Source organism: Snodgrassella sp. B3882, assembly GCF_026535915.1.
Classification (GTDB): domain Bacteria; phylum Pseudomonadota; class Gammaproteobacteria; order Burkholderiales; family Neisseriaceae; genus Snodgrassella.
Genome location: NZ_JAFNPF010000001.1, coordinates 2,041,040 through 2,053,449 on the forward strand (window position 1 = coordinate 2,041,040; position 12,410 = coordinate 2,053,449).

Annotated in this window: 10 protein-coding genes; 4 read left to right on the forward strand and 6 right to left on the reverse strand. The window is 44.5% G+C overall.

Annotation, left to right across the window (positions count from 1 at the left end):
* Positions 1-59: 59 nt before the first annotated feature.
* The 4 genes from lipA to queC form a co-directional block, all read right to left on the reverse strand.
* The gene (lipA, locus tag J3U68_RS08655) at positions 60-1,016 is read right to left on the reverse strand and encodes a lipoyl synthase (protein WP_267376127.1); all 957 of its coding nucleotides are present in this window, start codon (positions 1,014-1,016) and stop codon (positions 60-62) included.
* A complete protein-coding gene (gene lipB, locus J3U68_RS08660) occupies positions 1,013-1,657 on the reverse strand; it encodes a lipoyl(octanoyl) transferase LipB (protein WP_267376129.1) in 645 nt (214 codons plus the stop codon). The genes lipA and lipB overlap by 4 nt, the downstream gene beginning before the upstream one ends.
* The gene (locus J3U68_RS08665) at positions 1,654-1,926 is read right to left on the reverse strand and encodes a YbeD family protein (protein WP_267376130.1); all 273 of its coding nucleotides are present in this window, start codon (positions 1,924-1,926) and stop codon (positions 1,654-1,656) included. The genes lipB and J3U68_RS08665 overlap by 4 nt, the downstream gene beginning before the upstream one ends.
* 136 nt (positions 1,927-2,062) lie before the next feature.
* Positions 2,063-2,746 (reverse strand): 7-cyano-7-deazaguanine synthase QueC, encoded by a 684-nt coding sequence (gene queC / locus J3U68_RS08670; RefSeq protein ID WP_267376251.1) that lies wholly within the window; start codon positions 2,744-2,746, stop codon positions 2,063-2,065.
* 194 nt (positions 2,747-2,940) lie between these two features.
* Between queC and tsaD the strand changes: the two genes are divergently transcribed.
* Genes tsaD through J3U68_RS08690 form a run of 4 tightly spaced genes read left to right on the forward strand, consistent with a single transcriptional unit; the run spans position 2,941 to position 6,865 of the window.
* Complete coding sequence (gene tsaD, locus J3U68_RS08675; protein WP_267376131.1) at positions 2,941-3,963, forward strand: tRNA (adenosine(37)-N6)-threonylcarbamoyltransferase complex transferase subunit TsaD; 1,023 nt, start codon at positions 2,941-2,943, stop codon at positions 3,961-3,963.
* Between the two features lie 43 nt (positions 3,964-4,006).
* A complete protein-coding gene (locus J3U68_RS08680) occupies positions 4,007-5,923 on the forward strand; it encodes an ABC-F family ATP-binding cassette domain-containing protein (RefSeq protein WP_267376132.1) in 1,917 nt (638 codons plus the stop codon).
* A gap of 9 nt (positions 5,924-5,932) precedes the next feature.
* Positions 5,933-6,412, forward strand: a complete 480-nt coding sequence (locus J3U68_RS08685) for a hypothetical protein (protein WP_267376133.1) — start codon at positions 5,933-5,935, stop codon at positions 6,410-6,412.
* 27 nt (positions 6,413-6,439) lie between these two features.
* Complete coding sequence (locus J3U68_RS08690) at positions 6,440-6,865, forward strand: DUF4124 domain-containing protein (RefSeq protein WP_267376135.1); 426 nt, start codon at positions 6,440-6,442, stop codon at positions 6,863-6,865.
* Positions 6,866-7,501: 636 nt separating this feature from the next.
* Here the strand turns inward: J3U68_RS08690 and proP are convergent.
* Both proP and yccS read right to left on the reverse strand, forming a co-directional pair.
* Positions 7,502-9,058: a glycine betaine/L-proline transporter ProP gene (proP, locus tag J3U68_RS08695; protein WP_267376136.1), complete on the reverse strand. Its 1,557-nt coding sequence runs from the start codon at positions 9,056-9,058 to the stop codon at positions 7,502-7,504.
* Positions 9,059-10,135: 1,077 nt separating this feature from the next.
* The gene (gene yccS, locus J3U68_RS08700) at positions 10,136-12,286 is read right to left on the reverse strand and encodes a YccS family putative transporter (protein WP_267376137.1); all 2,151 of its coding nucleotides are present in this window, start codon (positions 12,284-12,286) and stop codon (positions 10,136-10,138) included.
* Between the last annotated feature and the right edge of the window lie 124 nt (positions 12,287-12,410).

Here is a 12,410-nt window from a genome sequence, read left to right on the forward strand (position 1 = left end):
ACCAGCTTAAAGCCCTGATAAAAAAACAGGAAGATCGATCTTAATCTTCCTGTTTTCGCTTATTCTCCAACTACCCCAGCCAGTTCTGCTTGTGCATCCGCATGATAACTGGAGCGAACCATGGCGCCGATAGCGCCATGCTTAAAGCCCATTTCGTAAGCTCGCTTTTCAAATGCTTTAAATTGCTCCGGTGTCACATAACGCAATACCGGTAAATGACTATTACTCGGCTGTAAATATTGACCAATAGTAATCATTTCTACATCATGGGCGCGCAAATCCTGCATCACTTCCAGAATTTCTTCATCAGTTTCACCTAAACCAACCATTAAGCCTGATTTGGTCGCCACTTCTGGTCGTAATGCCTTATACTCTTTTAACAACTTCAAAGAATGCAGATAATCAGCCCCTGGTCGTGCTTGTTTATACAACCGTGGCGCCGTTTCCAGATTATGATTCAGTACATCTGGTGGCGTTTCAGCCAAAATCTGCAAGGCTGTTTCCAGCCGACCTCGAAAATCGGGTACCAATACCTCAATCTGAGTGCGCGGACTGGCTTCACGAATCGCTGTAATACAATCAGCAAAATGCTGGGCACCACCATCACGCAAATCATCGCGGTCTACCGAAGTGATCACCACATAGCGTAGATTCATGGCTTTGACAGATTGCGCCAAATGTTTCGGCTCATCTGGATCGAGCGGATTAGGACGACCATGTCCCACATCGCAAAACGGACAGCGACGAGTACAGATATCACCCATAATCATAAATGTAGCGGTACCCTTACTGAAACATTCGCCAATATTGGGACAGCTTGCTTCTTCGCATACCGTATGCAACTTTTGTTCGCGCACGATACTTTTAATTTCAAAAAACTTCTTACTACTGGGAAGTCTGGCGCGAATCCAATCCGGTTTTTTCAACTTTTCTTCAAGCGGTACAACCTTGATCGGTATACGCGCCATTTTTTCCGCACCTTTGTGCTTAACCCCTTGGCTATTGTCTTGACTCATAATACAACTTTCTGTGTAGATGTCCGCTCAGAAAGCGGTGCATTCAATTGCAATATCAAATATTCGGTTAAACGATCTGCTACTTCTGCCAATGACGGGCAAGGTTGAACCAGTGCAGCAAGCTGGGTCATCTCTAAACCGGCGTAACCACAGGGATTAATATGCTTAAATGGCGCAAGATCCATATTCACATTGAGAGCCAGCCCGTGATAAACCGCTCCTTGCTTGATGCGTAATCCAAGAGAGGCGATTTTTTGCCCGTTAACATATACACCAGGTCGCTGCGGATCATTGACTGCCACCACGCCGTAATCGGCCAATGTGGCAATAATACTGTTTTCCAGTCTACTGACCAGTTCGCGCACCGTCATGTGTCGGCGCTTAAAATCAATCAACGTATACACCACAAGCTGACCGGGACCATGGTAAGTAACCTGCCCACCGCGGTCTATCTGCACCACAGGAATATCATCATGTACCAGAATATGTTCTGGTTTACCTGCCATGCCCTGAGTAAATACCGCCGGATGTTCCACCACCCAAAGCTCGTCTTCCGTTTGTTCAGTGCGTGCCGCGGTAAATGCCTGCATTGACGCAAAGACCGGCTCATAATCACGCAAGCCAAGCTGTACCACCTTCATAATACAACTTTCACCATTGGATGCCCGCTTAAAGAGCGGTAAATATTATCCAGTTGTTCCTGACTTTCAGCACGAATCATCACAGTTGCACTAACATAATTACCTTTACTGCTTGGTCGACTGCTGATATTGGTCTCTGTCGTTGTGGGCGCATGCTTTTGCACTACCTGTAAAACCGTCGCCGTAAATTCTGGATGCTGTTCACCCATTACCTTAATCGGAAAATCCTGAGGAAATTCCATCACACTGGTTTTCAGATTTTCACTCATATCTAAACCTTTTCTGTTAGCCACCTTTTTTAACACGATAATCGACAGTAATACAGGCTAAAAAAGTAAAAAATTATAATGCAAAGCAAATAATTCCGCTATGTCACACTCAGCATCGCTCAAGCCCAATGCGCACTCAGTTGGAAACCTTTTCATCCACCTGATTCGCTTTACCGGCCAGATAGGCAGCCAAGCCTCGTTCTCGCAATACACAACTCGGGCAGCAACCACATCCACCGACAACACCATCGTAACAGGTATGCGTATGTGCACGCACATAATCCAGATAGCCCAACTCATCAGCCAAAGCCCATGTCTGCGCTTTATCCAAGTACATTAACGGCGTAAGCAAACGGAAATCATAATCCATAGCCAGATTCAACGTGACATTCATCGATTGAACAAAAACCTGCCGACAATCCGGATAGCCGGAGAAATCTGTTTCACACACTCCGGCAATAATGTCATGAATACCTTGTCCTTTAGCAAAAATAGCCGCGTACAATAAAAACAGCGCATTGCGTCCATCCACAAAAGTATTAGGCAAACCGTCCGTAGGAGCTTCAATCGATTCAGTGGCATTCATCAAAGCATTATGCGTAATACTTTGCAACAACGATAAGTCCATCACTGTCTGCGCTACGCCTAAATCCTGCGCTATCCAACGTGCTTTTTCCAGCTCTATAGCATGGCGTTGCCCATAAAAAAAAGTAATCGTTTGCACATTTTCGCGACCATAATGTTCAATCGCTTGCAGCAAACAGGTTGTGGAATCCTGTCCGCCAGAAAAAATCACCAGTGCTTTAGCAGTTTGTTTCATCACAATTCCAATTCCTAGTTTTGATTTCAGATAAGTCAGCCAGCTGTACTGACCCAACTGTCGTGGGAGGGTTTCGAACCACGAAAGGAATAATTATAAAACATTTGCGCAAAGAAACGGTTACTTCGCCCCGAAAGCGGGTAAAACAGGTAAAATACCCCTTATTTAAGCCATATTCATACAGACTACTCACCATGCTGGTATTGGGAATCGAATCATCTTGCGACGAAACCGGTGTTGCCCTTTATGACACCGACCACGGATTATTAGCACATCAACTGCATACACAAATAGCCATGCACGCTGAATACGGTGGTGTGGTGCCAGAATTAGCCAGCCGTGACCATATCCGTCGCCTTACGCCATTAACTCAGGCTTGCCTGCAAGAGGCGAACAAAACCTTAAAAGACCTAGACGCCATAGCTTATACCCAAGGTCCCGGACTAGGCGGGGCCTTACTTGCCGGTGCCAGCTTTGCCAATGCGCTGGCTTTTGCGCTAAATAAACCCGTCATACCGGTGCATCACCTTGAGGGACATATGCTTTCACCATTACTGAGTGAGCATAAACCAGCCTTTCCCTTTGTTGCGTTACTCGTCTCCGGTGGTCATACCCAATTTATGGCGGTCAGAAACATCGGAGATTACGTCCTATTGGGCGAAAGCATTGACGATGCTGCCGGAGAAGCCTTTGATAAAACCGCCAAACTCCTTGGCTTGCCCTATCCCGGTGGCGCAAAATTATCTGAACTGGCCAAACTGGGACAACCTGGTGCTTTTAGCTTTCCACGCCCAATGTTGCATTCCCATGATCTGAATATGAGTTTTTCCGGACTAAAAACCGCAGTTCTGACCGCCGTAAACAAAATCAAAAATGACAACCATCTTACCGATGCACTACCCGAACAAACACGCAATGACATTTGTCTGGAATTTCAAAATGCTGTGGTAGACGTTCTGAGTGCCAAGGCTCGTCAGGCTTTGCAACAAACTGGCTACCGGCAACTGGTTGTCGCAGGTGGAGTGGGCGCCAACTGGCAGCTGCGGCAAACTTTAAGCCAACTACCGGGCATACAAACCTTCTTTCCGCCCATGGCCTACTGTACCGATAATGGCGCCATGATCGCTTTTGCCGGTGCCATGCATCTTGCCCTTGCCCAGCCAGCGGGCAGCTTCAATGTGCGCCCACGCTGGCCCTTAAGCGACATCGTGCATTAAGACTTGACCTGTACCACAAACCTCTTACCCAACATCATCAACCATGATTGAAATAAAAAACTTGACCTTGCAGCGAGGAAATAAAACCTTGCTGCAAAATGCTAACCTCAGTATCTACCCTGGTCAGCGCGTAGCCCTGATCGGCAAAAATGGTACCGGTAAATCCAGCTTGTTTGCATTAATTGAAGGCAAAATCAACTATGACAGTGGCGACTATCGCCTACCCAAGCATTGGAAACCAGCCACAGTCAAACAAGAAACGCCTGCATTAGACATAGCGGCTATCGATTTCGTATTACAGGGCGATGACGAACTGCAACAACTGCAACTGCAACTGCAACAAGCTGAAGAAAATAACGATGGCATCAAGCAAGGTGAATTACATGCTCGTCTAGAAGAAATAGGAGCCTACAGCGCACCCGCTCGGGCAGCCAAACTGCTTAATGGGCTGGGCTTTTCCCAGCAGGAGCAGCAGCAACCCGTTAAATCATTCAGCGGTGGCTGGCGAATGCGGCTCAATCTGGCACAGGCACTGATGTGTCGCAGCGACCTGTTATTGTTAGATGAACCGACCAACCATCTGGATCTAGAGACGGTACTGTGGCTGGAAAATCACCTTGCCGGACTGGAGACCACCCAGATCATCATTTCCCATGATCGCGATTTCCTTAACGCCACCACCAACATCACCGTAGAACTAGCGCAACAACAACTGACCGTATACGGTGGTAACTACGACTTTTATCAGCAGGAACGTGCCCAGCGCCTGAGCCAACAACAAAGTGCCTACCTAAAACAACAAGCGCATATCCAGCATCTGGAAGCATTTATTAACCGCTTCAAGGCGAAGGCAACCAAAGCCGTTCAGGCACAAAGTCGCATTAAAGCACTTGCCAGACTGGAACGCATCGCCCCAGCCCATCTGGATAGCGAGTTTTCCTTCAAATTTACCCAGCCAGACCATCTACCTAACCCACTACTTAAACTTGAAAACCTCGATCTGGGTTATCAGGATAAAACCATACTGCACAACATCAGCCTGTCCGTCGAATCAGGAGCGCGCTATGGTCTGCTGGGTGTTAATGGCAGCGGTAAATCTACCTTAATCAAAGCCATATCTGGCTCACTTTCACCCCAAGCAGGACAAATCATTCGCGCCGAAAAACTAAAAATCGGCTATTTTGCCCAACACCAGCTTGAGACCCTGCGTAGCGATCAAAGTCCGGTGTGGCATATTCAGCAACTGTCACCAGAAGTACGTGAACAAGAAATCCGCAGCTTTCTCGGCAGCTTTGCCTTTATTGGTGATATGGCAATCCAAGCGATTGCCCCGTTCTCTGGCGGTGAAAAAGCCCGTTTAGCACTGGCAATGATCGTTTGGCAAAAACCCAACCTATTATTACTAGACGAACCAACCAACCACCTTGATCTGGATATGCGCCACGCCCTGACCATTGCCCTACAAAGCTTTCAAGGTGCACTGATCGTCGTATCGCACGATCGCAGTTTGCTCGAATCCACCACCGATTCATTTATTTATCTAAATCAAGGTACCCTACACCACTTTGATGGCGATCTGAACAACTACCGACAATGGCGTCTGACACAGGAACAAAATCAAAGTGAATGCTTATCGTCCTCAACAGACAGCATCAATCGCAAAGAACAAAAAAAACGACAAGCACAACAACGCCAGCAAAAAGCCCAACTGCTTAAACCATTATTAACCAACATCGATAAAGCCGAGCGGCAAATGGAACAGTGGCAACAGCAACAACAGCAATTTGAGCAATTTTTGGCCAGCGAAGAAGCTTACCTTGACGAAAATAAAACAAAATTACAACAAACTATTACCCAATTGGGCGAAGTCAAAGTAAAATTAGCCCAAATGGAAGAAAATTGGCTTGAATGGCAGCAACAAATAGAAGCCATTAACCAAACACATCTGATTGATGCATAAGGTATTTAAATGAAGCAAAATCGATTAATAGCGACAATAATCATGACTTGGGGTTTGTTAAGTGCCTTTAACATACAAGCCCAAGTGTATACGTGCTTACAAAACGGACAGGTTACCTACACCTCCAAACCTAGTGGCAATTGTGCGGTAGCAAAACTGCCAACCATCGGCCACTACAGCAACGTTCAACGTCCGAAAGTAGTCAATACGAACATCAATTCTCGTCCGCGCAACACTTCTAACCGTGTCAACACGGCGTATAACGGGCCACAGCCATCGATTAACATCGTACCTAAAGGCAGTGACAACACCCGCAAAGCCATTTTACAACAAGAATTAACCAACGAACGCAATGCATTGGCACAGGCACAACAAGCGTTAAATCGCAGCCGCACCGGCAAAGGGGGTAACATCACCGAACTACAAAGCGCCGTACTTGACCGGCAGCAAAATATTCAGGCTATACAACGTGAACTAGGTCGCATGTAAACCAAATTTTACAGGATGTCATACCTCATGAAGACAAAGCTTATTCTCGCCGTATTATGTTCCTTGATTAGTACGACTGCTGTCGCACAGATTTATGAATGTATCGATAAACGTGGCAATCGCAGTTATTCAGAGTCCCCAAATGGCAAAAACTGCAAAATCAGCAATACTTCTGCAGGTTCTTTTTCCGTAATAGAGTCCTATCATCCACCAGTTGAACCCCCACATGTCAACGAAATGGAGAACCTCAACAGCAAACGCGGCGATTCTGTCGGGGTTAAAAACGCGCGTAAAAATCTCGAAGACGCACAAAAAGCCCTAGAAGAAGGCAAAAAAATTCGTCTTGGTAACGAACGAAACTACGTGTTTTATCTCAAGCGCATCCAGGGTCTGGAAGAAAATGTTCAGGCTCGTCAGCAAGAATTAAACAACGCCCTCAAACAACAAGAATGAGCGCCTCTGCATTAAGCACATTCTGTTGCCTGCCAATAGCAGCGCAACAGAATCATCAGCTCCACTCAAAACAGCTAGCACATAGCCTTATCAAGCCACCAACAGCAATTTTGCTCAACGCGCTGGCCTGAAATACAACTCATTTATCACTGAGAATCACGCATCATCACTTCTTCAATTCAAGTCAGCAAGACACGTCAACCATAAATTCTACCGATTGAATCCTAATTGTCAGCCACCCCTATCAAAAAGCTTAACCTGCAAAAAACCTAATAAACTGGCTAATATTAAAATATCATCTTCCACCACAAAAAGGTCAAATGCCTCGAAAGCAACACCCAAAAATAATGCATGGCGCTCTTAGCCCATCAGCATCAATCAAATCATCCGCTGCATCTTGACCTGACATTATCCGAGCATCAAAACATACATTCATCTAATTAAGCTCAAACCAAAATTGAGGGACAAGACCTATCACCGAATTTGCCAATGCTGAGCAGCAAATAGACTGCATTTATCCCATCTAGTTCAATTGATTTCAACTGAAACAAGATCACTTCCTGCAGATACAAAAAAACCCTTAATATTCATCAGACAAAGCATATTAAGGGTTAATAGCGATCAGCAAATCAAAGTTTATTCCAGCTTGGGATGCAAATCAACATACTGTTGCTTGCGTATCTCCAATTGCTCAATTTGCGCCTGTAAGCGCGCAATTTCTGCATCAATATCTTCCACACTTTGTTCAATATGCTCATAAGATTCAACCAGTAATTCACGCGCTTCCTGCTTATTTGCAGCAGAGGGCGTCACACCCCGCAGCGGGCGTTTCGCGGTCTCGCGCATAAAAATACCAGTAGCGATACCCACTAAGCCCACAACCATTAAATAATAGGCGGGTAGATACAGATTATTGGTTGAATCCACCAAAGCGGCAGCCACAGTTGGCGTTAGTCCAGCAATAATCACCGCAATATTGAACGAACTAGCCAAAGCACTGTAACGAATACGGGTGGGAAACAGCGCCGGCAACGTAGAGGCCATCACCCCTGTAAAACAATTCAAAATCACCGCTAAAATAAATAGACCGAGAAATATCAGCCCAACCTTGCCACTGATAATCAGATGAAAACAGGGAATGGCCAACACCAACAAAGCCAACGAACCACAAATCACAAAAGGCTTTCGCCCGATCTTATCACTGATAAAGCCCACAATAGGCTGCATAAACAACATACCAATCATAATCGCAATGATAATCAGGACACCTCGATCCTCAGCATAGTGCAGATTATGCGATAAATAACTGGGCATATAAGTCAGCAACATATAGTAAGTAATATTCGTGGTTAAAACCAAACCGATACTCACCAGCAAAGCACGCCAGAAACGAGACACAATTTCACGAAACGATATTTTGTCCGATTGCTGCTGCTCTTCTTTTTCCATCGTCGCTACATGCTGCTGAAAGGCTGGTGTTTCATCCGCAGCATGACGCAGATACAAACCTAACAAGCCCAGAGGCGCTGCCAGAAAAAATGGAATACGCCAGCCCCAGGATAGAAAATGCGCTGAGCCCATAATATTTTCCAGCAACACCACCAAACCGGCGCCCAGAACAAATCCTGAAATCGAGCCGAATTCCAGAAAACTGCCCAGAAAACCGCGCTGACGATCGGGCGAATACTCAGCCACAAATATAGCTGCGCCGGTATATTCACCACCGACAGAAAAGCCTTGAGCTAGCTTACACAGCAATAACAAAATGGGTGCCCAGATACCAATACTGTGATAAGAAGGAATTAATCCAATAAAAAACGTACTTAGTGCCATCACAATAATCGTGGTCGACAAAACTTTCTGCCGACCAAACCGGTCACCCAATATCCCAAAAAATACCCCGCCAAGCGGACGCACCAAAAAAGGAATTGAAAATGTGCCTAATGCTGCGATCATTTGCAGACTTGGAGATGCATTCGGGAAAAACACCTGCCCCAGCGCATAAGCGACAAAACCATACACCCCAAAATCAAACCACTCCATCGCATTGCCCAGAGCTGCAGCCGAAATAGCCTTTCGTAACTTGCCCTGATCAATAATCGTAATATCATGTAGCTCCAGCGTACCATTTTGTGTCGGGATCAATGGCGGTACATGAGAAGAAGCCTCATTTTGCTCATTCGTCATAGACATCATCATCCTATCATTAACATTTGAAATACCCTGATAAAAGCCATAGCCATAATAAAAAAACAGCAATAACAGCCTTCAATATCAAGAGAGACATCAAACATCAAGCCACAAAACTGGGCCAACAGCAAAATATTTACATATTAATGCTAATATTTAACCTAAAATTTAACGCTGCAACAGCAACATCAGCTATTGATTTTTAAAGGATTTTTCAGCAGCATGTTTAACCATGCTCAGCTAGAATGGGAGTTAAAATAGAAATAATTCAATAACAATCAAATCAGACCGAAAATTTTCAATATCCCTAAGAGGAAAAAAAGCAACCAACAAGGTATAAACATAATCCCAATTTTTATGTTAAAAAAGTAAGACAAAATGAGATTATAGATAGCAGCAATAATTTGTATGATACCCCTACTTAAAATTTCTTCATTAAATCCAAGATATTCACCGAACATAATTAAAATAATTGCAGGAAGTAAGGCAAAAATAAACATGATCCAAGCGCCAAGAAACGGTACATCCATGATCAAATTTAAACTACGTCGGTGTGTCTTCAACGTGATAATCACAACTTAAACCCCTTATATCTAAATATTATCCAAATTTTTATCAACTCAATTTTCTTTTTAATAAGAAAAAAATGCATCATAAATTATTTTATTTGCATAATTACTTTTATTAAGAAAAATTGCGAGTATAAGCTATTTTATTCAGAATTGATCTTAGTAACCATTGAGTTAAATCTCGCTTTTAACTTCGTAAACGCCCTATCCTAAAACACAACACCTCACTCTCCCCCATTTCTTCAGCCAAAAAATACCCATATTTTAAATTTGCTATTCAAACGGTTTTAAACCATCAATTCTTTGTTGCCTGACTGTTTATCTAAGTAGATTGAAGTAAAAAACCTATATTTCTCCTGAACATTTAGCCAATAAATTGTTCAAATAAGGCTATAGCATGCTTAAAATATCAATTTTTAAATACCAAATATTTGAGCATTGACAGCAGCAAAATTGACACAAAGCCCTAACGCATATTTTAAAAATATTATTATTCAACCAACCACCACGTTTAGGAATTGCTAGCGTCCCTTTGCGCTGGGTAAAGTTCGTAGCGGTATAACGGCAACTGCTTATGAATTCGCTGCAATTGACGCCACAACACTTGTTCAACCACTTCAGTACTATTCTCTTGCATGCCACGCTCGAGATTAGATTGAATTTCCATCCAGCTTTGCTCAAACTTTTCTAAATCCATGGGCTCAGACATCAAAAAAGCAATATTTGCCGCCAATTTACTCCATTGTTCAATAGCAGTATCCGGTAACTGGGCACGCAGCCGATCAACCTGACTACGCAGTGCCCCCAGAGCCGAAATGCAACTAACCAAAACATAATTCAATTGCAACAGCGTTTTACCCTCATCCACTCGTTGTCCGTAATGCTGTGGCTCCATCGACATGTCTGCCACCGTATTACTTAGCGTAGCTGCCAGCTCATATGCATCGCGTCTGGCGGCGCGATAAACCACATCATCCTTCTGTCCATTTAACAACTGCTGGGCAACCTGCTGCAAATAGACTGCATCACTGTTTAACGCTCGACTAGCGATCCGCCCCAATGTCAGATAACGCCAATCCGGCCATAAATACGATACCGCCATCCACGCCAAAACCGCACCCAAAATCGTATCCACAAAACGCGGCAACATCATGGCTTGGGTATCAATACCAATAATGGCAAAACCAACCAGCACCTGCACCGTAATAAAAAATGTCGAAAAACTGTAACGGCGAAAACGAAACACAAAAAACAATACCGTACTGACTACCACAATCACCAACTTACCTGCCAGAGTAGGTACAAAAAACGGCATCACCGATCCCACCAATACCCCAAGCAAAGTACCGATTATTCGTTGTTTTAATCGCGTGGTTGTCGCAGTATAGTTAGGCTGACAAACAATAATGCCGGTTAGCAAAATCCAGTAGCCTAATTTTAAGTGCAATCCCTCTACCATCAGACAAATTAACCCAGTCAGAATTGCTAATCGGGTAGCATGTCGCAATACTGTAGACTGCAAAGTAAAATGCATCTTTAATGCCGGCAGCACATCCCGCAACCGATTTACATCCATTCCAATAATGGTATTTTCTGCTGCCGGCTGACTGATCGCATCACTTTTGACCTGCGCCAGCAACTGCAGCAGCTCATTAATCGCCAAAATATTCGCAATCAGTTGCCGCCAACCGGGGGTATCATCATCTGCACCATATTCATCACCATACAAACCCGCCGAACGTTGCAGCCCTTCCCCAGCCCGAGTCAGCTTAGCGTCAAATACAAAAGGCCGGTCTTCATGTAAACAACAACTCATCTGTTGGCAAGCTTCTGCTTGTAAAACAATTAAGCGTTGGATACGAAAAATCAGATCAGAATGCACCAACTTCTGCGACATGGCCGCATAATCCACATGACGGGAGCTAATGCGTTCATGAATATTCTGCGCGGTCAAATAATATTGCAGTAATACCCCCGTGCGCCGATAACGCTGTTGCCGACGTAAACGGTAAAACAAAGCCGTGCGACACTGATTAAAACCATTGATTACCGCCGTATTTTGCATCGCCAACTTAAATTCCTGCTCTGGCAACAAATCCGCTTCGTCCGGATCAAAAAACCGCGCTTTAATCAACATATATTCCGAAAGCATCGCATACGCATTGGCTAGATTATCCTGCACCGGTCGATCCGGAAACAGCACATGCAACACCAGTGTGCATAAACTGAATAAACTTGTGCCACAAATCAGCATAAGCGGATTGGTATACCATGGTAGTTGTGGTGCATAGGTCAGAACCGTATACAGCATCACCAGCAAAGTGCCAAAAGCAATCGTGCGGTAACGCATATCCACAGCGCCAACCATCGTCAAACCAAAAGCCGCACACACCATCAACAGCGAAAATTCCCATGCTCGCCCATAAGTTAACTGCACTGCCGTAGCAGCCAGCGCAAAATAGATCAACGTAAAAAACAGATTGCGTAACCTACCGGTAAAGCCATCATCCAGATCCACCAGCCCACCAGCGATAATGCCCAGAAACAGCGCCGTACTTTCATGCGTATTGTGCGTATACCAAACCCATAACGCCGCCAGCACCATACTAATCAGCATGGGTAAATTAGTCAGATAACCTGTACGCACCGGAAAAAGTCGCATCAATCCGCCTCAATTTAACCTAATCAACATAAAAACATTTTACAAGCCAAGATGGCTAACCGCGAACAAAATTTACCGCAAAACAAAAAGACCGGTACAAATTAACCGGTCTTCTCCAAAATTA

Excerpts from the sequence above, each read along its gene's own strand:
- lipA (WP_267376127.1), bottom strand. The coding sequence starts at position 1,016 with ATGAGTCAAGACAATAGCCAAGGGGTTAAGCACAAAGGTGCGGAAAAA.
- lipB (WP_267376129.1), bottom strand. The coding sequence starts at position 1,657 with ATGAAGGTGGTACAGCTTGGCTTGCGTGATTATGAGCCGGTCTTTGCG.
- J3U68_RS08665 (WP_267376130.1), bottom strand. The coding sequence starts at position 1,926 with ATGAGTGAAAATCTGAAAACCAGTGTGATGGAATTTCCTCAGGATTTT.
- queC (WP_267376251.1), bottom strand. The coding sequence starts at position 2,746 with ATGAAACAAACTGCTAAAGCACTGGTGATTTTTTCTGGCGGACAGGAT.
- tsaD (WP_267376131.1), top strand. The coding sequence starts at position 2,941 with ATGCTGGTATTGGGAATCGAATCATCTTGCGACGAAACCGGTGTTGCC.
- J3U68_RS08680 (WP_267376132.1), top strand. The coding sequence starts at position 4,007 with ATGATTGAAATAAAAAACTTGACCTTGCAGCGAGGAAATAAAACCTTG.
- J3U68_RS08685 (WP_267376133.1), top strand. The coding sequence starts at position 5,933 with ATGAAGCAAAATCGATTAATAGCGACAATAATCATGACTTGGGGTTTG.
- J3U68_RS08690 (WP_267376135.1), top strand. The coding sequence starts at position 6,440 with ATGAAGACAAAGCTTATTCTCGCCGTATTATGTTCCTTGATTAGTACG.
- proP (WP_267376136.1), bottom strand. The coding sequence starts at position 9,058 with ATGTCTATGACGAATGAGCAAAATGAGGCTTCTTCTCATGTACCGCCA.
- yccS (WP_267376137.1), bottom strand. The coding sequence starts at position 12,286 with ATGCGACTTTTTCCGGTGCGTACAGGTTATCTGACTAATTTACCCATG.